Consider the following 21,196-nt stretch of genomic DNA (forward strand, 5'->3'; position numbering starts at 1 on the left):
GGATTAAGGTATGAAACGTAATATCAAGTGGCTGCTGATGGCGTGCGTGATGGTACTGGCAGCGCCAGTGCACGCCGCATTGACGATCGAAATCACCGGCGGGGCGGGCAACCAGATTCCCGTGGCCATCGTGCCGTTCGCGGCAGAAAACACGCAAGCGCAAAGCATCAGCGGCATTGTCGCAGCCGACCTGACGCGCAGCGGGCTGTTCCGGATGGTGGACACGGCGGGCGTTCAGCCCCAGCCGCACGATCCCGCCGAGGTGCGTTACCCGGACTGGAAAAGCCGCAATGCCGAGGCGCTGGTGATCGGCGGCATGACGCCGCGCCCGGACGGCAAGATCGACGTGCGTTTCCGCCTCATGGACGTGGTCAAGCAAAGCCAGCTGGCCGGTTTCAGCTATACCATCGCGCCGGCGCAATTGCGCGCCACCGCGCACAAGATCGCCGACGTGATCTACGAGAAGCTTACCGGCGATGTCGGCGTGTTCAGCACCCAGATCGCTTACATCGTCAAGGAAGGCAAGCGCTTTGAGCTGCAGGTGGCGGATGCGGATGGCTACGGCGCGCAGACCGTGATGGCGTCGCAGGAGCCCATTCTTTCACCGGCCTGGTCGCCGGATGGCGAAAAACTGGCCTATGTGTCGTTCGAGAAGAAAAAACCGATTATTTACGTACAGGCGCTCAAAACCGGCGCCCGCCAGGCGCTGGCTTCGTTCAAAGGCAGCAACAGCGCGCCGGCCTGGTCGCCGGATGGCAGGAAACTTGCCATTGTCCTGACGCGCGATGGCCGTTCGCAGCTTTACCTGATCAACGCCGATGGTGGCAATCTGCAGCGCTGGAGCGACAGCGCGGGGATCGATACCGAGCCGGACTTCTCGCCCGATGGCAAGTGGATCATCTTCACCTCCGACCGCGGCGGCAGCCCGCAGATTTACCGCATGCCGGCGGTCGGTGGCGCCGGGCAGCGCATTACCTTCGAAGGGAGTTATAATGTCTCGCCGCAATTCAGCCCCGACGGCAAGAGTTTCGTTTTCATCCAGCGCAACGGCGGGCAGTTCCATGTCGCGGTGCAGGATTTTGCCACCGGCCAGGTGCAGGTGCTGACCGATACCCCGCAGGATGAGGCGCCCAGCTATGCGCCTAATGGTAAAATGGTCATTTATGCCACGGAAATCAACCGCCGTGGCGTATTGGCGGCTGTTTCCAGCGATGGACGGGTGAAACAGCGGCTGTCGGTGCAGGCCGGAGATGTGCGTGAGCCGGCATGGGGTCCTTTGTTAAAAAATCAGTAAATTTTAGGGAGAATCAAATGAACAAGTTGTTTTTGAGTGCAATTCTGCTGGGTATGTTGTCTGCTTGCGCCAGCACGAGCGACAAGGGTCAGGGCGCTGCTTCGGTTGAAGACAAGAGCCTGGGCCAGAAATCAGCAGGTGCTTCAACCCAGGGCGCCCAGCAGCAAGGCGTGGCAATGGACCCGCTCAAGGATCCCAGCAATATTCTTTCCAAGCGCAGTGTGTATTTCGATTACGACAGCTACAGCGTAAAGGGTGAGTACAAACCCATGGTCGAAGCGCACGCCCAGTACCTGAAACAAAATAGTAAAGCCAAGGCCTTCGTGCAGGGCAATGCCGACGAGCGTGGCAGCCGCGAGTACAACCTGGCTCTGGGTCAGAAGCGTGCCGAGAGCGTCCGGAAAGTCATGAACGTGCTGGGCGTGTCCGACAGCCAGATCGAAACCGTCAGCTTCGGCGAGGAAAAGCCCAAGGCTGAAGGCCGCGATGAAGCTTCGTGGGCGCAGAATCGCCGTGCTGATATTGTTTATCAGGGCGAATAAGAATGCGTAGGCTTGCGCTTCTTCCAGCCTTGCTGCTGTCGGGGGTGTGCCACGCCGGGCTGTTCACGGACGACGAGGCGCACCAGAAAATCAGCGATATGCAACTGCAGAATACCCAGCAGCAGAGCAAGCTGGAGACGCGCTTTGCCGGTCTGGAAAGCGCGCAGCGTGCTCAGGGCATGGAAATGCTGTCCCAGCTGGAAGCGCTGAAATCCGAGCTGGGCAAGCTGCGCGGCCAACTGGAAGTGCAGACGCACGACATTGAAGGCCTGCAGAAGCGCCAGCGCGATCTGTATGTCGACGTGGATACGCGTTTGCGCCAGCTGGAGAGCGCAGCAGCCACGGCGGCGGCTGCCGCGGCTGCGCCGCTGGAAGAAAGTCCGCCCAAGTCCGGCAAGGATAGTAAATCCGGCAAGGACAAAAAGTCGTCAGCCAAGGCAAATGCCGCGCCAGTAGCGGTTCCTGCTCCTGTGTCGGCACAGAAAACGGCTGAGGCTGATCCTGCTGAAGAGGCAAAAACCTACGATGCAGCGTTCAACCAGTTCCGGGGCGGAAATTATCAGGGCGCCCTGACGGCTTTTCAGGCATTCAATCAGGCCTATCCGAAAAGCCCTCTGGCTCCCAGCGCCCAATACTGGATCGGCAACTCGTACTTCAACCTCAAGGATTTCAGGTCCGCGATCTCCAGCCAGCAGGAGTTGATCAGCCTGTACCCCAAGAGCCCCAAAGTGCCGGATGCGCTGCTGAACATGGCATCCAGTTATCAAGGCATGGGTGACGTGGGTACGGCGAAAAAGACACTGGAGGATGTGCTGGCCAGATTTCCGGTCAGTGATGCAGCCGACAAGGCAAAATATCGCCTCGAATCCATGAAGTAAGGGCTCTTTATCGAGCCATAAACATCCCTCATGCTGCGTATCAACGAGATTTTCTATTCCCTGCAGGGGGAGACCAGCCGTGCCGGGCTGCCCACGGTGTTCGTGCGCCTGACCGGCTGCCCCCTGCGCTGCGGCTATTGCGATACGGCCTATGCCTTCACTGAAGGCGTGGCCATGGATATTCCCGCCATCCTCGAGCAAGTGGCAGCTTACGCGCCGCGTTATGTCACCGTGACCGGCGGCGAGCCGCTGGCGCAGAAGGAATGCCCGGCATTGCTCGCTGCCTTGTGCGACGCAGGCTACTCGGTTTCGCTGGAAACCAGCGGTGCGCTGGACATTTCCCGGGTGGATCCGCGCGTCTCGCGCATCGTGGATATCAAGACGCCTGGCTCGGGCGAAATGGAAAAAAACCGCTGGGCCAACCTGGCCTTGCTGACCCCGCATGACGAGCTCAAGTTCGTGATCTGCGATGCAGCGGATTACGAATGGGCGCGGCGGCAGATGCAGGAACAGCAGCTCGTCGCCAGATGCCCGGTGCTGTTCTCCCCCGTGGCAGGGAAGCTTGACCCGTCCCCGCTGGCCGACTGGATCCTGCGCGATCGCCTCGACGTGCGCTTCCAGCTCCAGTTGCACAAGCTGCTGTGGCGCGAGGACCGGGGGCGATGACCCCGGCAGTGAAAAGCGCCGTCGTCCTGCTTTCCGGCGGTCTGGATTCCGCGACCACGCTGGCCATTGCCCGCAGCGAGGGGTTCGAGTGCCATTGCCTGAGTCTAGATTATGGCCAGCGTCATCGTTCCGAACTGCAAGCGGCTGAACGGGTGGCCAGCAGCCTGGGCGCCGCAGCGCAGCGCACGCTCAAGCTGGACCTGACGCTGTTTGGCGGCTCTGCGCTCACGGATGCGTCGATTGCCGTGCCGGTAACCCCTCTCCCCAACCCTCTCCCGCAAGGGGGAGAGGGGGCAAGCGTGAAGAGCGATCATCTGATCGCGGGCATCCCTGTCACCTATGTGCCGGCGCGCAACACCATCATGCTATCCCTGGCCCTGGCCTGGGCGGAAGTGCTGGGGGCGCGGGATATCTTCATCGGCGCCAATGCGGTGGACTATTCCGGCTACCCGGATTGCCGTCCGGAATATATCCGTGCTTTTCAGGGCATGGCCAACCTGGCCACACGGGCTGCCATTGAAGGCGAGCCCACCACTATTCACGCGCCCCTGATCGCACTCACAAAAGCCGGGATCATTCGCCAGGGTGTTGCTCTTGGCGTGGATTATGCGCTGACAGTTTCCTGTTATCAGGCTGACGAACAGGGGCGCGCATGTGGCCGATGCGAATCCTGCCGTTTGAGAAAGCTCGGATTCGAGCAGGCTGGCGTACCGGATCCCACCCCTTATCTTTGACCTCTCCCGTCTGGTATTAAAGTACTAAGTATCGAATTAAATTGCACTTTTTCATGAATCCAGATTGTTCTTTGCGGCAATTCGATTACAATCTGGGCTTGGTTTGGAACTTGTGTTCCAGCATCGGAGAGGGAATCAAGAATGATTTATGAAAGTTTCGCACCCGCCCAGTCTTTTTTTCTCTGGGCAACCTTCGGAATTGCCCTGGTCATGGGCGCCCTGGTCAACAAGACCAATTTCTGCACCATGGGCGCGGTTTCGGACTGGGTCAACATGGGCGACACCGGCCGTTTGCGCGCCTGGCTCCTCGCCATCGCGGTGGCGATGCTGGGCGTGGTGGCGCTGGAAGCCAACGGGCTGGTCAATGCGGATGCCGCCTTCCCGCCCTATCGCGCGAATCAGCTGGTGTGGGCTGAAAACCTGCTGGGTGGCCTGCTGTTCGGCGTTGGCATGACCCTGGCTTCGGGCTGCGGCAACAAATGCCTGATTCGCATCGGCGGCGGCAACCTGAAATCCATCATGGTGTTTGCCATCATCGCGGTGATCGCCTATTACATGACCAACCCCTTCCCGGATTCAGACAAAACCCTGTTCACGGTACTGTTCTATGACTGGATTCGCCCCCTGGCTGTGACGTTGCAGACCAAACAGGATCTGGGTTCGGTGCTCGCCGGCCCGGAAAAGGCAGCCTCTGCACGGCTGATAATCGGCGGCATTCTGGCTGTGGTCCTGATCGCCTTCGCATTCAAGTCAGAAGATTTCCGCACCAGCCTCGACAATATTCTCGGCGGCCTGGTGGTCGGCCTGGCAGTCCTGGCTGCCTGGTATGTCACCAGCAACGTGATGGTGAGCGCGGATGGGCAGAACTACTCGCTGCAGAATTTCGTGGCCGAACAGTGGGACATGTTTGCCGCACCGGCAGACGTCAAACCGGCCGATAGCCGTCCGCTGTCTCCGCAGTCCTTCACCTTCATCAATCCCATGGGGCAGACCTTTGGCTATGCGCTCAGCGGCTTCAAGGCAGTTTCCATGACCTTCGGGCTGATGGCAGTGGCGGGCGTGATCCTCGGCTCCCTGCTGTGGTCCCTGGTCAGCCGCAGCTTCCGCATTGAATGGTTCGCCTCGTTCCAGGATTTCGTCAATCACTTCATCGGCGCCGTGCTGATGGGCTTCGGCGGCGTGCTGGCCATGGGCTGTACCATCGGTCAGGCCGTAACCGGCGTTTCCACGCTGGCGATCGGCTCTTTCATCACTTTTATTGCCATCGTGGCCGGCAGCGCAGGCATGATGAAATATCAGTACTGGAAGATGATGCGGGAAGCCTGATTCTGGCTTGAATTCATGGTCATTGCGAGCGTAGCGAAGCAATCTGTAATCTGTTGATGCTGGGTCGAGATTGCTTCGCTACGCTCGCAATGACAGGCTGCTAGCTTTCCTGCAGCGCCTTGGGGAGCGGAAACGAAATATTTTCCGCCTTTCCTTCCAGTTCCACGGCTTTCCCGCCGCCTAGTTGTTCCAGTCTGGCAATCACTTCGCGCACCAACACCTCCGGGGCGGAAGCGCCGGCCGTCACGCCGATTCTGGTTTTTCCCTGCAGCCATTCGGCTTTCAGCTGGCTGGCGTTATCCACCATATAGGCTGCGGCGCCGTGGTTTTGCGCCACTTCGCGCAGGCGGTTCGAATTGGAGCTGTTGGGCGAGCCCACCACGATCACCACCTCGCTCTGGCCGGCCAGGATTTTTACCGCATCCTGGCGGTTCTGCGTGGCGTAGCAGATATCGTCCTTCTTCGGCCCGGTGATAGTGGGGAAGCGCTCTTTCAGGGCGCTGATGATGGTGCTGGCGTCATCCACCGAGAGCGTGGTCTGGGTGACGTAGGACAGGTTGCCCTCGTCCTTTACCGCCAGCGTGGCTACGTCTTCCGGTCTTTCCACCAGGTACATGCCGCCTTCCGCCTGGCCCATGGTGCCTTCCACTTCGGGATGGCCCTTGTGGCCGATCATGACGATTTCCTTGTCATGCTGCCGCATCTTGCTGACTTCAACGTGCACCTTGGTGACCAGGGGGCAGGTGGCGTCGAACACCTGCAAGCCGCGCGCTTCGGCTTCCTTGCGGACCGCTTGCGATACGCCGTGGGCGCTGAAAATCAGGGTGCTGCCAGGCGGCACTTCGTCCAGATCCTCGATGAAAATCGCGCCCTTGGCGCGCAGATTGTCCACCACGAACTTGTTGTGCACGACTTCGTGGCGCACGTAAATGGGCGCGCCGAAGCGCTCCAGGGCGCGCTCGACGATGGCGATGGCGCGATCCACACCGGCGCAGAAACCACGGGGATTGGCGAGCAGGATTTCCATTATGATTCCAGTATCTCGATGATCTTGACTTCGAAATTGACCGTGCAGCCGCTCAGGGGGTGGTTGAAATCCACCGTGGCATGGGTCTTGGTCTTGCTGATGATCTGCCCCGGCAGGGTGTCGCCCTCGGGCAGGGTGAATTCGATCAGGCTGCCGGTTTCGAATTCCTCGTCGGGGAAGGCGTCCAGCGGCAGTTCCATCACCTGTTCCGGATCATGGGGGCCGAAGGCCTGTTCCGCTTCCAGCTTGAAGGTATAACGCCGGCCGACTTCGAGATCGATCAGGCAGGATTCCATGTTGGGCTCGATTTCGCCGTTGCCCAGCGTCAGGGTGACCGGTTCCTCGTCGTCGAAGGTGTTGATGGCCTCGGCGCCATCGTCCGAGAACAGGCGGTAGTGCAGGGCGACCTTGTCGCCCCAGAGTGCAGTCTGGGTCATGCTTTCTTGCCTCCGGGCTTGCGCAGGCCGTCCATTATCAGCAGCATCACGCCGCCGGTAATGGCCATGTCCGCCACGTTGAAGGCCGGCCAGTGGGTGCTGCTATAAAAGAAATCCAGGAAATCCACCACGTAGCCCCAGCGGATGCGGTCGATCAGGTTGCCCAGCGCGCCGCCCAGCACCAGGCTGAGGGCGAGGCTGAAGAGGGTTTCCCGGTGGTGTTTCCTGAGCAGATTGAGGATCACGGCTGCGGCAATGCTGGCCACGGTGATGAAGAACAGGCGCTGCCAGCCGCCAGCCCCGGCGAGAAAGCTGAATGCCGCGCCGCTGTTATGCGCCCGCACCAGGTTGAAATAGGACGTGAGCGGCAGGCTGTCGCCATAACTGAAGGCCTGCACCACCCAGTGCTTGGTCAACTGGTCAAGTGCGATGATCGCCGCGCTGTAGAACAGCCACAGGCGCCAATCACGCATGGGAGCGCACTTCCCCGGCGCCGAACAGGTTGGAAACACAGCGTCCGCACAGGGTCGGGTGTTCGGCATGTGTTCCAACTTCGGCGCGGTAGTGCCAGCAGCGCTCACATTTCTGGTGCGGGCTGGATGTGACCGTGATTTTTTCCTCACTGCCTGCCTGTAGGTCGGGCTTCAGCCCGACATCTCGGGCTGAAGCCCGACCTACAAGTTTGGCCTGCGAGGTGATCAGTACGAAGCGCAGGTCGTCGCCCAGGGTTTGCAGTAATTCGTACAACTCGCCACCCGCCTGGATTTCGACCTCCGCCTGCAGCGAGGAGCCGATGGCGCCGGAAACACGCACCGTTTCCAGCTCCTTGACGACGCGGGCGCGGAGTTCGCGGATCTTTGACCATTTGGCGAGCAGGGCGGCGCTGTCGTTCTGTTGCGGAAACACATGCCAGGTGTGCAGGAAGATACTGTCCTCGGCATTGCCGGTCAGGGCCTTCCAGGCTTCCTCGGCGGTGAAGCTGAGAATCGGCGCCATCAGCCGGAGCAGCGAATGGGTCAGGTGGTGGAGCGCGTTCTGCGCGGCGCGACGCGCCTTCGAGTCCTTGCCCGCCGTGTAGAGGCGGTCCTTGAGGATGTCGAGATAGAAGCCGCCCAGGTCCTCGGAGCAGAAGGAAGTCAGCTTTTGCGCTACCAGGTGGAATTCATAGCGCCCATAATCGGCTGCGATTTCTTCCTGGAAGCTGGCGGCCAGCGCCAGCGCGTAGCGGTCGATCTCCAGCCACTCTTCCACTGGCAGGGCGTGCTGTGCCGGGTCGAAGTCGGCCAGGTTGGCGAGCAGGAAGCGCAGGGTGTTGCGGATGCGGCGATAGCCTTCGCTCACGCGCTTTAAAATCTCGTCGGAAATGGTCAGCTCGCCGGAATAATCCGTGCTTGCCACCCACAGGCGCAGGATGTCGGCGCCCAGGGTGTCCATCACCTTCTGCGGCGCGACCACGTTGCCCTTGGACTTGCTCATCTTGTGGCCGTGGCCATCGACCACGAAACCGTGGGTCAAGAGCGCCTTGTAGGGCGCGTGGCCATCGGTCGTGCAGCCGGTCAGCAGACTCGACTGGAACCAGCCGCGATGCTGGTCCGAGCCTTCCAGGTACAGGTCGGCGGGGTGCGCCAGATAATCGCGCTGCTTCAGCACGCAGGCATGGCTGGAGCCGGAATCGAACCACACGTCGAGGGTATCGCTGACCTTCTTGTAGCTGGCGGCGTCACTGCCCAGCAGTTCGGCGGCGTCGAGGCTGAACCAGGCTTCGATGCCCTGCTGCTCGACGCGCTGCGCCACCTGCTCCAGCAGCTCCTGGGTGCGCGGGTGCAACTCGCCCGTTTCCTTGTGCACGAACAGCGGCATCGGCACGCCCCAGTTGCGCTGGCGCGAGACGCACCAGTCGGGACGGTTCCTGATCATGGCTTCAAGCCGGGCGCGGCCCCAGGAGGGGAAAAACTCGGTGTTCTCGACGGCCTTTAGCGCTGCGGTACGCAAACTGGACATTCCCGGGCGTAGGGCGTCAATAAGCGAAGCGCATTGCGCCGTATGTGGCTCGACATGGTGCAATGCGCTCCGCTTATTGCACCCTACATGATCTTCCATCCCGATGAACCATTGATGGGTGGCGCGGAAAATAATCGGTGTCTTGTGGCGCCAGCAGTGGGGATAGCTGTGCAGCAGCTTTTCGTCCTTGAGCAGCAGGCCATTGGTGTTGAGGATTTCCAGCACGGTCTTGTTGGCCGCCCAGATCGACTGGCCGCCGACCAGCGGGGTGCGCTCGAAGAATTTTCCGTCGTCGCCCACCGGGCAGTCCACTGCCAGCTGGTACTTGCTGCCGATCACATAGTCGTCCTGGCCGTGGGCCGGCGCAGTATGCACCAGGCCGGTACCGGCATCGAGCGTGACATGTTCGCCGCAGATGATGGGCACGATGCGCTCGTAGAACGGGTGCTGCAATTGCACATGTTCCAGCGCGGCGCCCTTGACCTTGGCGATGACTTCCACGGTCTCGAAACCATAGCGCTGGATACAGGCTTCGGCCAGGTCCTGCGCCAGGATCAGGATGCCCCTGGGCGTCTGGATCAGGTCGTAGGTGAAGTCGGGATGCACGGACACCGCCTGGTTGGCGGGCAGGGTCCACGGGGTGGTGGTCCAGATCACCGCGTACACCGGCTGGGAGGGGGCTTTCATGCCCAGCGCGCTGGCCAGCGCGGCAACGTCCTTGACCGCAAAGGCCACGTCGATGGCGGGCGAGGTCTTGTCCTCGTATTCCACCTCGGCCTCGGCCAGTGCTGAGCCGCAATCCACGCACCAGTGCACCGGCTTCTGGCCCTGATAGAGGTAGCCGTTGGCGTGGATGCGCCCGAGGGTGCGCATGATGTCGGCTTCGAACTTGAAATCCATGGTGCGGTAGGGGTTGTCCCATTCGCCCAGCACGCCGAGCCGGATGAAGTCGGCCTTCTGGCGTTCGATCTGGGCTTGCGCATAGTCGCGGCACAGTTCGCGGAATTTGGCCGCGGGAATCTCCTTGCCGTGCTGCTTCTCCACCTGTAATTCGATCGGCAGGCCGTGGCAGTCCCAGCCCGGCACGTAGGGCGCATCGAAACCGGCCAGGGTCTTGGAGCGGACGATGATGTCCTTGAGGATCTTGTTGACCGCGTGGCCGATGTGAATGTCGCCGTTGGCGTAGGGCGGGCCGTCGTGCAGGATGAACTTGGGGCGGCCTTGTGCGGCTTCGCGAATGCGCTGGTAGAGCTTCTTCTCCTGCCACTCCTTGACCCAGGCCGGCTCGCGCCTGGCGAGGTCGCCGCGCATCGGGAAGGGGGTGTCGGGGAGATTGAGGGTGTCTTTGTAATCAGCCATTTATCGTGTCTCAAAAAACCGTTTTGTATTTGCCACATCGGCCGCGATTTGCGCCGTCAGTGTTTCCAGGTCGGGGAATTTCATTTCGTCGCGCAGTTTGTGCAGGAAATCCACGCGCACGTGCTGGTTGTAGATCTGGCGGTCGAAGTTGAATACATGCACTTCCAGCGTTGGGCGGCCGTTGCTCTTCACGGTCGGGCGCACACCCAGGCTGGCGGCGCCTTGCAGCGGTTTGTCGCCGATGCCATGCAGTTCGACTGCAAAAATGCCCCATAGCGGCGGGCGGTTGTGCTTGAGCTGGATGTTGGCGGTGGGGAAGCCGATCTTGTGGCCCAGGTTGTCGCCGTGTTCCACCCGCCCGCTGATGCTGTAAGGGCGGCCGAGCAGCGTGTGCGCCAGCCCGAGATTACCGTCCGCCAGCGCATCGCGCACGGCTGTGCTGGAAACGCGCAGCCCGGCTTCCATCACGCTGTGCATGGCTTCGACCTCGAAACCCAGCCGGGGGCCGGCCTCGCTCAGCAGCGCCAGGTCACCCGCGCGTTTTGCGCCGAAGCGGAAGTCGTCGCCAATCAGCATCCATTTCGCCTTGAGCCTGTGGTGCAGCATTTCGCTCACGAATTCGTCCGCGGCAATACTGGAGAAACGCTTGTTGAAGGGGCAAATGAAGACCTGCTCCACGCCGTAGGCTTCAAACAGCTCCAGCTTCTCGCGCAGGTTGGTGAGGCGGGTGGGCGCCTGGTCGGGCGTGAAGAATTCGCGCGGATGCGGCTCGAAAGTCATGACACAGGCTGGCAGGCCGCGTTTTTTCGCGGCATCTTCCATGCGTTGCAGCATGGCCTGGTGACCCAGATGAACGCCGTCGAAGTTGCCGATGGTCAGCGCGACCGGCCCATCGCTGGCGGGAATTCCTCGAAAAATCAGCATAGTCGGGCAAACAAAAGCCTGAATTATACTCACTCGGGGGGTAAACAAGAAATGCTCACAAAAAGCAGGCAAAAATTGCGGTATTCAATTGACATATATCATTTACAAATCAATAAATTAGTACCACTATCGACTTTTGAAATGTTCTGTTTTTGTCGTTAAACTGAAAAGGAGCATGTCATGCGTAAATCCAGTTTGATAACGGTTTTGATCGCTGCCGCCTTTGCGGCAGGTAATGTGGCCTACGCCGCAGGTGGCGGTGGAGGTGGCGCGGGTGGTGCTGGCGGTGGCGCTAGCGCTGGTGGTGTGGGTGGCGGAGGCATGGGAACGGTGCTCTCTACCCCAACGGTGGATAAGGATCAGATTCGCGACCGCGACCGTTTGAAGGATGGCACGGGTGATGGAGTACCCGATCGGGACCGGACCCAGAAGAAGGACCAGACAAGCAAGCCAGCCAAAGCGCTCTCAACGTCGGATAAGGATCAGATTCGCGACCAGGACCGCAAGAAGGATGGCACGGGTGACCGGGTGCCCGATCGGGACCGGACCCAGAAGCAGGACCAGACAAGCAAGCCAGTCAAGTAGAGGGCGGGCAGTTGCAGGGATCAACGGGCACTGTTCAGGTGCCCGTTTTTTTGTATGCCGCCTGCGGGAAGTTTCTATTGTTCGCTGATGATTTGATGCAGTTTGGTCGCGTCACATTGGCAATGGTGCGCAGAAATATCTTGCGTGATGCCGCGCCGTTTGAAGTCTGCCATCACCCGGCTGGCGGTTTCCGTGGTGATGCCGAGCATGGCGCCCATGTCTTCGCGGCTGATTGCCCTGCAGTTTCCCTTCGACGATTCACTCTGGAGCAGCAGCAGCAGGTGTGCGACGCGGGACTCAGCCGTCCCTGTGGACAACTCGGTAATGAAGCGCTCGGCATCGTTCACGCTTTGCTGCCAGCGTAGCGCCATCTGGCGGCTGAGCTGGGGATGGTCGATGCCCAGGTGTTCGATGGCCGCCATCGGGATGCGGCAGACTTTGGTGTTTTCCAGCGCTATCGCCGTATGGCGGTAATCCTGCCCGACCACCAGTTCCAGTCCGGCCACCGAGCCTGGCTTCAGCAGGCGCACGATGCGCTGGTTGCCATTGGGCAGATACTGGATCAGCTTGACCAGTCCGCTGCGAATAGTGAAAACCGATTTCCCCGTTTCGCCCAATTGATATAGCGCGGCATGGGCCGGGTAACACAGGTGGTCAATGGTGTGCAGCACGTCATCCAGATCTTCATTGGAGATCTCGGAAAACAGTACCCGTTCACGAATGGCGCAATGCTTGCAGTCGGCGCGGCCTTCCCAGGTGATGTCGGTGCAATAAGGTTTTTTCCGTTCGCTTTGTTTCATCGGTTCTTTGGCTGGTGTCATAGCTGGTATTAAGAAAATGGTACCAAAAATTCTGGTGCACGCCGATTGGGATATCCGTGAGTGTAAAGCAATTAGCTTGCCAGATTCCGCTGATTGATAATGATCAATGCCTTTATCCGGGTGGAATGCTACCTTTGTCGCGGGTGGAGCTTATGGGTGGGTCCGCTTGTGTTTCCGCGATTCAGAAAAATTATAAATAATCATAATCAATAGAAAATGAGAGTCACAAAATGACAACACTTCACAAACGTCTTTCGGCGTCTCTGGTTGTTGCTGCGCTGCTTTTCCTCGCTTATCAGCCGGCTTCGGCTATAGAAAGGCCAATAACGCCGGCTCAGAAGGCTGAAGAATTCAAGGTGGTCAATCCGGTAGTTCCCGATACTCAGTCAGAGGTGACCCTGGACGAGGCAAAAACGCCGGTTCAGAAGCTTAAGGCTTACAAAAAGGCCGGGCATGGCATTCTTGACCTGGAATGTGCGGACTGTCACACGATTATCAAAGGGGAAAAGACTCGCCCTGAGCATGATCATGGCAAATGCGAATCCTGCCACACCGGCGGCAAATTGCACCGGCAAGCCCTGGTCAGGGGTGAACCTGGCAAGGGCACGATTGAAAAGCCGCAAAGCAAGGAATGCATAAGCTGCCACAATAAAGACAGGAAGCTGATGAACTGGAGCTTCAGCTCGCACAGCAAAGCAGGTGGCAATTGCACCGACTGTCATGCAATACATGCCTCGCCACTGAGCAAAGGCTCGAACCTGACCGCCGGCAAGATGGACAAGAATTCGGCTGTGTGCGTCAAGTGTCATCAGGATGTCGCATCGTCATTGAACATGAGTTCTCATCATCCCGTCAAAGAAGGCGCCATGGCATGCGCCAGTTGTCACGATGTGCATGGCGGCACTCAAACTATCCTGAAAAGCAGGAACGAGCAGTGCCTGAGTTGCCACCAGGCAGTTCGCGGACCAAAAGTGTTTGAGCATGCGCCCGTGGTGGAAGATTGCCTGAGTTGCCATGCGCCACATGGTTCGTCTAGCCGCCGGCTGTTGACGGTGTCGCAACCGGCAGTCTGCTTGCAGTGCCATTCCATTGCGCAAGGCAAGCATGGCTATGGAACAGGCACAGAGCCTTCCGCTGCGCCAGGGGATAGAAAAATAACAGGCGCCGTGCTCAGGGGTTGCACCAACTGCCATGGTGCAATTCACGGCAGCCATCAAGATCCGATGTTGCGCTACTGAGAGGGGAAAGCGCCATGAAACAATTCACTAAAAACAAGTTATCCGTCCTGGTTGGACTCGCTTTGGCCAGCAACTTCAGCTACGCCGAACCGCCTGCTCCGCCGCCCGTGCAAACGCAGGGGGGAACGGCCGCTCAGCAGGGAACCGGAACCGGACGTACCGCACCGGCATCGGTTGTGGTGACGCCGCTGAAAACTTTCGATACGCGCAAAGCCAAAACTCAAGTCGAGCAGGATTATGCGCAGATGGTCGGGATTCCCTATGGCAGTTTCCTGCTGTTCCCGGAACTGGTACTTACGCAAACCCACGACAGCAATATCTACGCCCTGCGCAGAAATGATGTTTCGGACTCGATTACCACCCTAACCCCGTCGCTGGTGGCCAAATCCAATTGGAATCAGCATAAGCTGAATTTTAACGTAGGCGGGGATCTCGATCGCTATCGTGATCACAACTCGGAAAATGTGGATGACTACTGGGTTGGATTTGACGGCCAGTACGACCTATCCGGGAACAGCAATATCTTCGGCGGCGCAGTCAACAGCCGTAACCATGAAGATCGCGGTTCTCCTGATGCGGTCTTTGGGCTTGAGCCCACTGTATATACTTCGACGGAAGCCTATCTTGGCGCCGAGCTCAAAACCGGCCCGGTTTCCGTGCGCTTTGGCGGCATTCATGAAGATCTGGATTACAGCACCCCGGCCGGGATGGTTGCGCCCAATTCGACCAACGATGATCGTGACCACACGCTGACTTCTGTTGGCGGACGGGTGGGCTATGACGTAACACCAACGCTGATGCCTTTTGTTCAGGCCGCAACCGATACGCGCGGCTACAAGCGGAGTATTGACGACTATGGCTTCCAGCGCAGTTCCGATGGCTTCCGCGCTGCCGTAGGTGCCGTATTCAAACCAAATGTGTCGCTGCAGGGCGAGATCTTTGCCGGACGTATGCATCAAAACTATGATGATGCCCGCTTTAACGACCTCGACCGCGCGTATTTTGGCGCCAACCTGAGCTGGAAGCCGGTTCCGGGCACCAAGCTCACTGCTTTTGTTGATCGTTCACTGGGTGAAACCACGATGCAGGGATCTGCCGGCTATGTGGATTCCACTGTGGGGATGCATGTCGAACGTCCCATCAGCCCGGATTTGCTGGCCAATGCGGGGATTGCCTACTCGATCAGTGAATATCAGGGCATAGACCGCAAAGACCGCGTGACCGACGCCGGTGCCGGTATCAAGTACTACGTCAGCCCAACGGTCTATCTGGGCGCGGATTACCGCATGCTCAACCGTGATTCGAGCTCGCTGGAAGGAAACTACTTCCGCGATATAGTCATGTTCAGCGTGGGTTATACCCCGGCGCGTCAGCGTATCAAGACAGAAGGCGGTTCCGCGGACGGAATTCAGGCTGGGGACGTTGCCAGTCTGCATGGCCAGATTAGCCCCAAGCTGGCCTATTTTGACTATACCGGTGGTGTGGGCCGAGGAATGAGCCACTATCTGGAACGCTACGACTATCGTCAAAACAACTTCGGTGACAGCACGAGCGATAGCCTGATTGCCGATATCGATTTGAACCTGCTCTACGCGGATGCCAAGCATGATCTGCTGCTGCTCGAACGCGAGGGTTTCGGCGCGATTAACCAGCACACCCGTCTCAGGGGCAATAGCGATTTCGTCAAGTTTGACGCTCACCACTCGGTTTACACTTCGGCAACGGGTGGAATTGATTATCTGTATAACCCGAATGTGGTGGCGGGTGGGACGGATCCGGCATATATCGGGACAACCGGCGAATCTGAGCACGTGGCCTATTTTAATGCCGATAGCCCTGACACATCCTACAAGGTGACCCGGACCAGTTACGGCGCCAGCATGCAGGTCAAACCAGCGGCCTTCAATGGCCTGGGCTCGGTTGAGCTTGCTTATAAGGGTTATACCCGCGATGGCAATCAGGTGGCGAACTACATTCTGAGCCAGCATGATTTCTCTGGGAGCACGGCCAGCCGTGAACAAAATCAATGGCGTGGCTACAGCCGGGTAATCGATGAACAAAACAGGAACCTGGCTTTCAACCTGACGCTCAATCCGCAGGATAGCTGGCTCGTCAACTACGAATTCAGTATTGACAAGTTCCAGAACAATGCCTCGCCGGTCACGATGAACACTGTCTCGCAGTGGTCTGGAATTCCCTTCACCGGCGGAGGCTTCCAGTTCAATAATGTGGACCCCAACAGACCGCTCAATTTCGTTGCAGACTCGACACAGTTCACCAATAGCCTGCGCCTGACCAAACAGTTTGATGAGTGGGCTGTGCTGGGCGCAGGTGCCAGCATTTCACGGCTGCATCAGGATACCTTTACCGGCCCGCAGGACACCTTTGGTTACACGGAAGGGCGTAACGACACCGATAGCGCCTACCTGACCGGAAAGATCAATGTTTCCCAGGCGGTTGGCCTGGAAGCCTTCGTGCGTTACAACAAGCGGGAAAACAATTCCTCCTTCCCCGTGACAGGTTTCTACGAGGTGCTGTCCAACAAGGATAGCGAGCGCCTGGTTGCACCGCGCATCAACCGGGTCACTACCAACACTTATGGCCTGGAAGCCAAACTTTATCCCCGTTTCCTGCAAACCAGCTGGTCTGCGGGCTGGACTCACGAGGACAAGGAGCGCGATTTGACCTACGGCGAAGGCCCGGCCCTGGCTGCGCCAATGACGTTATATGGTGTCGGCTCCAGCTCTGACGAGGTGTTTGTCAAACTGGTCTCACGGCCAGCCAAGGGCTGGATGGTACGCGTGACGCCATCCTACCTATGGGCTGACCAGACGGGGCTGGTGACCGAGCCGGAAGAGATGCTGAAGCTGAAGGCACTGGTTAGCTACAACAAGCCGGAGTGGAATGAACTGCTGATTAGCGGTTACTACAATTACACTGACAAGAAAAATGGATTGCTCAGTTACACCGGCTATACCGTGACAGGGGCCGCCGGCGGTGCCGGTTCATTGCAAACGGGGTATTTTAACCTGCCCCAGACGCAGCAAATGGACAGCACGCTCCAGTCCGCGGGCCTGAATCTCAGCCTGGTGCCGGTGGAAGATGTGAAGGCCAATTTGGGTTATGCATGGAATCAGACCGATTTCAGTTCCTACTACTTTTCGACCAATCGCTTGCGCTACCATTACCTGTATGTCCCGGATAGCACCGTCCCAACTTCTACTGATTTCCTGGTGCTGGGCCAGCCCAATTACAAGGTCAACACGCATACCCTGTCTGCCGGTCTTGAAAAGCAGTGGAGCCGTTACCTGTTTTCGGGCAACTACAGCTTGACCTGGTCCGAAGGCAATAACGCCAGCGGCCTGCCAGAGCCTTTGCCCGAGGTGGATGCGAAAGTAGACAATTACCTGCATTCCCTTTCGCTGGGTATGGAATATGCGTGGAAAAAGAATATGTCGGTGCGCGGCACTTACATCTATGACTATTACAAGGACCATGTCTACAATGATCTGAGTGGTGGATATAACACCCTCATACTCAGCCTGAATTATCGTCTCTGATTCCGGGGGGAATTGCTGATGGCAAAAAACGCCGCCCCTGCCTCGGGAGCGGCGTTTTTTTATGATTTCAGGTTGAAATGGTACTGCAATACCCAAGAGGCATTCCCGTTTTGCGGAAAATGACATAAAAATCAGCATGGTGTGCGATTCATGTCCTTTCCGGGAATTTGCAACGGTATGCCACATATATATTGTGTATCGATTGATGTTTGTCAGTGACGTTGCATTTAATTGGGGATAGCATTTTCTTATGTATTTTGCGTTGTTTTTTGTTTTGCAATTTATTAAAAAAATGAGGGGGTTATGATGAAAACTACAGTCAAAATCAAACAGATCGTCACGGCAACTGGTTTCGCGCTGGCGGTGATGTTCGGCGCACCGGTCGCAACGCATTACATCAATGTGAGCAGCCTGGACATGATTTCCCAGGCCCACGCCGAAGACGAAGGCGGTTACAAGCAGAAAGGCAAGCCTGCCGGTAAAGGTTCCGCAGGCCACAAGGGTGGCGCCGGAAATGATGCTGGCAAGGGTAGTAAAGACGTCATCCTGAAGGGCAAGGGTGATGAAAATAGCGATCCCTTAAGTGATCGTCCGGCCTGGGCCGGTGCCAAGGGCGGCAAGGCTGGTGCAGGTGGCAAGCCAGGCACATCCGGCAGCAAGAAAGGCGACCTGTATGGCGATCTTTATGTGCTGATCCGTGATCCGATCACTGGCGTAGCTGCGACAGAAACCATCAATGGCGTCGTTTATCCCAAGGTTCAGGCCTATGACGCTAATGGCGCGCTGTTGGTTGGCGTTTGGATCCCGCGTGATCCGGCAACAGGCGACTTGTTGAAGACAGCAGTGGTTAATGGCGTAAGCGTAAATGTATTCCCTGCTGAAGTAGACTTCGGCCGCTTGAGCGTGGCGCGCGCACCAGCCAAAGTGACGGAGCATTCACTGACCGAGGCGCTGAGCAAGCTGACCGTAACGGGTGCCGTGATAACACTGGATGCGGCAGGACGTTTTGTAATCACCGCTGGCGGTGTTGTAACTACGATCGATTCTCCACTGGAAAATCTGGCCTTGTATAAGGCCATTGCAAATTTGACGGGAACGGACCGGACCATCTCGGTTACCACGACGTTGGAGGGCGGCTCCACCCCGGTAACCTACTCCTACACGATTCCGGACTCGGTGAATATCGATTTGCTGAAAGCGGGCTTGCTCGCGGCTTCCGGGGACAAATATGGCGTGATCACGCTGGATACCGTGATGTATATCAACCCTATTGTGGGCGTAACGGATGATCTGAGCGCCGTAACTTATGATCGCAAGACTACCTACGATGGCAAGTTCGTGACCGTTCTGGTCAAGCAGGGCGATGGCGTTACCTATATTGCCACTCAGGTGAATCTGTATGACGCCGTGTTTGGCGGCGTGAACGACACGACCACCACCGGCGCAACAGATTTCGCTACAGCAGTGAATGATGCGCTTCAGGTGCTGGAGTTTGTCCACGACAACGAAGTGCGCTAAAGGAGGATTTATGCTTAGTCCGGTTTGCCCGCATTTGAAGAGCCTGCTCACTGCGCTGAGTGTTGCGGCACTTGCCTCCTCAGGCATGGGCTACATCACCACGGCGCAGGCCGAGGACCATGCCAGCGGTCATTCCAGCAGCAGCCACGCTTCAGGGGGTGGCAGCCAGGGCGGTTCAGGCCGTAGTTCCACGGAGAGCGGTCATAAGGACGGCGGCTCCGGTGGCGGCAGCAAGTCGCTAGAAGGGAAGGTATTCCAATCCGGCGGCACGACAGACGAGCACGGCAGTAGTGGTAAAGGTAAAGGCAAGGGGCCCAAGTACAAGGGCGGCAAGAGTGGCGAATCATCTCCCGATGAAGGCCATAGCCACGACAAGTAGTTGAGCTTCGGGTCTTGGAAACGGGGTGGCACCGAGAGGTGCCACCCCGTTTTTATTCATACCCTGCCTGTTCTGGCTGGGCCTTAATGACCTTCCTGCATCGCAGCGCGGATGGCTTTGACTATTTCTGCAGGGGCTGTGCCGTGCTGCAGGGTGGCGACCAGCTTGCCGCTGGGGTTCACGACGTAGGTCGAAGAGGAGTGGTCCACTACATAGCCGCCAGCGGAACCGGTGTCTTGCTTGCGGTAGCTGGCGCCATATTGCCGGGCCGTGGCGGCAATGACTTCTGGCGTGCCAGTCAAACCGAGGATATTGGTGTGGAAAAAGGCGCCATATTCCTTGAGTTTTTCCAGCGTATCGCGCTCCGGGTCGACGGAGATGAACAGGGCCTGGGTCTGTGCCAACTCTTCCTGCCCCAGCGCGTTGAGCGCTTGGCCGGTAAAAGCCAGGGATGTGGGGCAGATATCGGGACAGAAGGTATAGCCGAAATACACCAGCACCACTTTGCCGCGGAAATCCTGCAGCGAAACCGGGCCACTGGCCGATTGCAGCGTGAAATCACCGCCGGTGGGGGCGCCGGCAAGAGGGATGGGGCTATGGGGCTGATGCGTGTCCGGTTGCCAGAACATGACAACCCAGCCAAGAACCAGGCTGAGCAGGGCGATGATTGCGATAAGAAAAGTACGGTTCATGATTCTGGCTCGAAAAAATTAACATCATCTTGGATCAGTGAGCGCCGCTTGCCTAGCCTGCCGGCTGTGGCATTTCGTCGCATTCAGGCGGCCTCAGTTGCGCGCTGTGGTGAATCGGAATGGCGCTACTGCTTTCAATTCTGGAGTGGTCACCACCACGGCAGCCTGCCATGCCATGCCCCCGGTGATGCACACCGGCAACACCGTTTCCCCGGTGAACTGGTGCTCGCCTTCCTGCTTCAATTGCGGGCGGTTGTAGCCCATGTTCATGTCTAAGCCGGTAAGGTCCACTTCCACCAAACGTGCATCCAGCCCCTGGGTTTTGACCACTAGCCGCAGCGGGCGCAGCAGGGGAATGGGCCGAGGTTCGATCGCTAGCTCGATGCGCCCGCCACCGGGGATGTCGCTGCTGCAAGGCCCGGCCTGCAGATCGCAGGCGGGGTCAAGAGGCGCGGTAACGCTGGCTTCCGGATTGGGCGGGGCAAGCCACAGCCTGGCGCCTGCAGCGGCGCCAATGGCCAGGATCAGTGCGGCGATGGTGGCAACAAGCGGTTTGTTGGAAAAGTTCATGAGTATTTTTAACCACCAGGGAGGCAAAGATACGAGGAATATTCCTGATCTTGGGGGTTTTTATTGCGCGTTTCCGCGCCTGAATGGGTTTTAAAAATTGAAGCATATCATAGCGGAGATTACATGTTGCCACGCTTGAGACCTTCGGTTAAGCTCGATCAGAAACAGGTAAATAATTATTACATTTGGAGGGGGGCGTTATGGGTACTGTTGTCAAGGTGGCATTGCTGGGTTTGGGTGGCGTTGGCGAAACATTCGCGGAGCATTTTCTGGAGAAAATCCAGGAAGAACATGCCAATGTGGAAATCGTCGCCGTGGCCCACCGGGATCTGGATTCCCCTGTTGCGCTGGGCTTCTCGCACAGCAATGTCCCGGTATTTCAGGAAGCGCTGGATGTGGTTGATCTCGGCGACAAGGTCGATATCATTTTTGACCTGACCGGCAATGCCGAGCTGCGCCAGAAACTGCGCACGCGTATGCAGGAGACCGGCAACCGCCATACCGTGATCGCGCCGGAAATCTTTGCGCACCTGCTGTGGAATTTCTTCGGCGAAGAAACCCCCCTGCCTGCCAACGCCAGAACTGGTTACTGAAACACTTCATTAACCTGTCGCGGGCACTTCCGGCCGGGGATGCAACCATCCG

Annotated in this window: 20 protein-coding genes; 12 read left to right on the top strand and 8 right to left on the bottom strand. The window is 58.2% G+C overall.

The window, feature by feature from the left end; genetic code table 11:
* The first annotated feature begins 10 nt into the window (after window positions 1-10).
* The 6 genes from tolB to WC392_12065 all read left to right on the top strand — a co-directional run bounded on the left by tolB (window position 11) and on the right by WC392_12065 (window position 5,440).
* Window positions 11-1,294 (top strand): Tol-Pal system beta propeller repeat protein TolB, encoded by a 1,284-nt coding sequence (gene tolB, locus WC392_12040; protein ID MFA5243095.1) that lies wholly within the window; start codon window positions 11-13, stop codon window positions 1,292-1,294.
* A 17-nt stretch (window positions 1,295-1,311) separates the two neighbouring features.
* Window positions 1,312-1,836 carry a peptidoglycan-associated lipoprotein Pal gene (gene pal / locus WC392_12045; protein ID MFA5243096.1) on the top strand — a complete coding sequence of 175 codons (525 nt, stop codon included), beginning with the start codon at window positions 1,312-1,314 and terminating at the stop codon, window positions 1,834-1,836.
* Window positions 1,837-1,838: 2 nt separating this feature from the next.
* The gene (gene ybgF, locus WC392_12050) at window positions 1,839-2,714 is read left to right on the top strand and encodes a tol-pal system protein YbgF (protein MFA5243097.1); all 876 of its coding nucleotides are present in this window, start codon (window positions 1,839-1,841) and stop codon (window positions 2,712-2,714) included.
* Between the two features lie 30 nt (window positions 2,715-2,744).
* Window positions 2,745-3,380: a 7-carboxy-7-deazaguanine synthase QueE gene (queE, locus tag WC392_12055; protein ID MFA5243098.1), complete on the top strand. Its 636-nt coding sequence runs from the start codon at window positions 2,745-2,747 to the stop codon at window positions 3,378-3,380.
* Window positions 3,377-4,114: a 7-cyano-7-deazaguanine synthase QueC gene (queC, locus tag WC392_12060; GenBank protein MFA5243099.1), complete on the top strand. Its 738-nt coding sequence runs from the start codon at window positions 3,377-3,379 to the stop codon at window positions 4,112-4,114. The genes queE and queC overlap by 4 nt, the downstream gene beginning before the upstream one ends.
* 141 nt (window positions 4,115-4,255) lie before the next feature.
* Complete coding sequence (locus WC392_12065) at window positions 4,256-5,440, top strand: YeeE/YedE family protein (GenBank protein MFA5243100.1); 1,185 nt, start codon at window positions 4,256-4,258, stop codon at window positions 5,438-5,440.
* Window positions 5,441-5,540: 100 nt separating this feature from the next.
* On the opposite strand, the gene ispH is transcribed toward WC392_12065, so the two are convergent.
* Genes ispH through WC392_12090 form a run of 5 tightly spaced genes read right to left on the bottom strand, consistent with a single transcriptional unit; the run spans window position 5,541 to window position 11,188 of the window.
* The gene (ispH, locus tag WC392_12070) at window positions 5,541-6,467 is read right to left on the bottom strand and encodes a 4-hydroxy-3-methylbut-2-enyl diphosphate reductase (protein MFA5243101.1); all 927 of its coding nucleotides are present in this window, start codon (window positions 6,465-6,467) and stop codon (window positions 5,541-5,543) included.
* On the bottom strand, window positions 6,467-6,904 hold the full coding sequence (locus WC392_12075) for an FKBP-type peptidyl-prolyl cis-trans isomerase (protein MFA5243102.1): 438 nt from the start codon (window positions 6,902-6,904) through the stop codon (window positions 6,467-6,469). The genes ispH and WC392_12075 overlap by 1 nt, the downstream gene beginning before the upstream one ends.
* Window positions 6,901-7,377 (bottom strand): signal peptidase II, encoded by a 477-nt coding sequence (lspA, locus tag WC392_12080; protein ID MFA5243103.1) that lies wholly within the window; start codon window positions 7,375-7,377, stop codon window positions 6,901-6,903. Before lspA ends, WC392_12075 begins: the two co-directional genes overlap by 4 nt.
* Complete coding sequence (gene ileS, locus WC392_12085; GenBank protein ID MFA5243104.1) at window positions 7,370-10,264, bottom strand: isoleucine--tRNA ligase; 2,895 nt, start codon at window positions 10,262-10,264, stop codon at window positions 7,370-7,372. The genes lspA and ileS overlap by 8 nt, the downstream gene beginning before the upstream one ends.
* On the bottom strand, window positions 10,265-11,188 hold the full coding sequence (locus WC392_12090; GenBank protein ID MFA5243105.1) for a bifunctional riboflavin kinase/FAD synthetase: 924 nt from the start codon (window positions 11,186-11,188) through the stop codon (window positions 10,265-10,267).
* Between the two features lie 180 nt (window positions 11,189-11,368).
* On the opposite strand from WC392_12090, the gene WC392_12095 reads away from it, so the two are divergent.
* Window positions 11,369-11,773, top strand: a complete 405-nt coding sequence (locus WC392_12095) for a hypothetical protein (protein ID MFA5243106.1) — start codon at window positions 11,369-11,371, stop codon at window positions 11,771-11,773.
* 74 nt (window positions 11,774-11,847) lie between these two features.
* Here WC392_12095 and WC392_12100 read toward each other — a convergent pair whose 3' ends face one another.
* Window positions 11,848-12,573 carry a Crp/Fnr family transcriptional regulator gene (locus tag WC392_12100; GenBank protein MFA5243107.1) on the bottom strand — a complete coding sequence of 242 codons (726 nt, stop codon included), beginning with the start codon at window positions 12,571-12,573 and terminating at the stop codon, window positions 11,848-11,850.
* Between the two features lie 251 nt (window positions 12,574-12,824).
* Here WC392_12100 and WC392_12105 point away from each other — a divergent pair, with 251 nt between their 5' ends.
* The 4 genes from WC392_12105 to WC392_12120 all read left to right on the top strand — a co-directional run bounded on the left by WC392_12105 (window position 12,825) and on the right by WC392_12120 (window position 19,289).
* Window positions 12,825-13,832 carry a cytochrome c3 family protein gene (locus WC392_12105; GenBank protein MFA5243108.1) on the top strand — a complete coding sequence of 336 codons (1,008 nt, stop codon included), beginning with the start codon at window positions 12,825-12,827 and terminating at the stop codon, window positions 13,830-13,832.
* Window positions 13,833-13,846: 14 nt separating this feature from the next.
* Window positions 13,847-17,392, top strand: coding sequence for an outer membrane beta-barrel protein (locus WC392_12110; protein MFA5243109.1), 3,546 nt, complete (start codon window positions 13,847-13,849; stop codon window positions 17,390-17,392).
* 303 nt (window positions 17,393-17,695) lie between these two features.
* Window positions 17,696-18,910, top strand: coding sequence for a hypothetical protein (locus WC392_12115; GenBank protein ID MFA5243110.1), 1,215 nt, complete (start codon window positions 17,696-17,698; stop codon window positions 18,908-18,910).
* 10 nt (window positions 18,911-18,920) lie between these two features.
* Window positions 18,921-19,289, top strand: coding sequence for a hypothetical protein (locus WC392_12120; GenBank protein ID MFA5243111.1), 369 nt, complete (start codon window positions 18,921-18,923; stop codon window positions 19,287-19,289).
* An 83-nt stretch (window positions 19,290-19,372) separates the two neighbouring features.
* Here WC392_12120 and WC392_12125 read toward each other — a convergent pair whose 3' ends face one another.
* Both WC392_12125 and WC392_12130 read right to left on the bottom strand, forming a co-directional pair.
* Window positions 19,373-19,981, bottom strand: coding sequence for an SCO family protein (locus WC392_12125; protein ID MFA5243112.1), 609 nt, complete (start codon window positions 19,979-19,981; stop codon window positions 19,373-19,375).
* A 93-nt stretch (window positions 19,982-20,074) separates the two neighbouring features.
* Window positions 20,075-20,551: a hypothetical protein gene (locus WC392_12130; GenBank protein MFA5243113.1), complete on the bottom strand. Its 477-nt coding sequence runs from the start codon at window positions 20,549-20,551 to the stop codon at window positions 20,075-20,077.
* 200 nt (window positions 20,552-20,751) lie between these two features.
* Here WC392_12130 and WC392_12135 point away from each other — a divergent pair, with 200 nt between their 5' ends.
* A complete protein-coding gene (locus tag WC392_12135; GenBank protein ID MFA5243114.1) occupies window positions 20,752-21,144 on the top strand; it encodes a hypothetical protein in 393 nt (130 codons plus the stop codon).
* Window positions 21,145-21,196: the final 52 nt, after the last annotated feature.

This window comes from Sulfuricella sp., from assembly GCA_041651995.1.
Taxonomy (GTDB): Bacteria; Pseudomonadota; Gammaproteobacteria; order Burkholderiales; family Sulfuricellaceae; genus Sulfurimicrobium.

Bases quoted from the DNA above. Each gene is read 5' to 3' on its own strand.
- tolB (MFA5243095.1), top strand. From the start codon at position 11: ATGAAACGTAATATCAAGTGGCTGCTGATGGCGTGCGTGATGGTACTG.
- pal (MFA5243096.1), top strand. From the start codon at position 1,312: ATGAACAAGTTGTTTTTGAGTGCAATTCTGCTGGGTATGTTGTCTGCT.
- ybgF (MFA5243097.1), top strand. From the start codon at position 1,839: ATGCGTAGGCTTGCGCTTCTTCCAGCCTTGCTGCTGTCGGGGGTGTGC.
- queE (MFA5243098.1), top strand. From the start codon at position 2,745: ATGCTGCGTATCAACGAGATTTTCTATTCCCTGCAGGGGGAGACCAGC.
- queC (MFA5243099.1), top strand. From the start codon at position 3,377: ATGACCCCGGCAGTGAAAAGCGCCGTCGTCCTGCTTTCCGGCGGTCTG.
- WC392_12065 (MFA5243100.1), top strand. From the start codon at position 4,256: ATGATTTATGAAAGTTTCGCACCCGCCCAGTCTTTTTTTCTCTGGGCA.
- ispH (MFA5243101.1), bottom strand. From the start codon at position 6,467: ATGGAAATCCTGCTCGCCAATCCCCGTGGTTTCTGCGCCGGTGTGGAT.
- WC392_12075 (MFA5243102.1), bottom strand. From the start codon at position 6,904: ATGACCCAGACTGCACTCTGGGGCGACAAGGTCGCCCTGCACTACCGC.
- lspA (MFA5243103.1), bottom strand. From the start codon at position 7,377: ATGCGTGATTGGCGCCTGTGGCTGTTCTACAGCGCGGCGATCATCGCA.
- ileS (MFA5243104.1), bottom strand. From the start codon at position 10,264: ATGGCTGATTACAAAGACACCCTCAATCTCCCCGACACCCCCTTCCCG.
- WC392_12090 (MFA5243105.1), bottom strand. From the start codon at position 11,188: ATGCTGATTTTTCGAGGAATTCCCGCCAGCGATGGGCCGGTCGCGCTG.
- WC392_12095 (MFA5243106.1), top strand. From the start codon at position 11,369: ATGCGTAAATCCAGTTTGATAACGGTTTTGATCGCTGCCGCCTTTGCG.
- WC392_12100 (MFA5243107.1), bottom strand. From the start codon at position 12,573: ATGAAACAAAGCGAACGGAAAAAACCTTATTGCACCGACATCACCTGG.
- WC392_12105 (MFA5243108.1), top strand. From the start codon at position 12,825: ATGACAACACTTCACAAACGTCTTTCGGCGTCTCTGGTTGTTGCTGCG.
- WC392_12110 (MFA5243109.1), top strand. From the start codon at position 13,847: ATGAAACAATTCACTAAAAACAAGTTATCCGTCCTGGTTGGACTCGCT.
- WC392_12115 (MFA5243110.1), top strand. From the start codon at position 17,696: ATGATGAAAACTACAGTCAAAATCAAACAGATCGTCACGGCAACTGGT.
- WC392_12120 (MFA5243111.1), top strand. From the start codon at position 18,921: ATGCTTAGTCCGGTTTGCCCGCATTTGAAGAGCCTGCTCACTGCGCTG.
- WC392_12125 (MFA5243112.1), bottom strand. From the start codon at position 19,981: ATGAACCGTACTTTTCTTATCGCAATCATCGCCCTGCTCAGCCTGGTT.
- WC392_12130 (MFA5243113.1), bottom strand. From the start codon at position 20,551: ATGAACTTTTCCAACAAACCGCTTGTTGCCACCATCGCCGCACTGATC.
- WC392_12135 (MFA5243114.1), top strand. From the start codon at position 20,752: ATGGGTACTGTTGTCAAGGTGGCATTGCTGGGTTTGGGTGGCGTTGGC.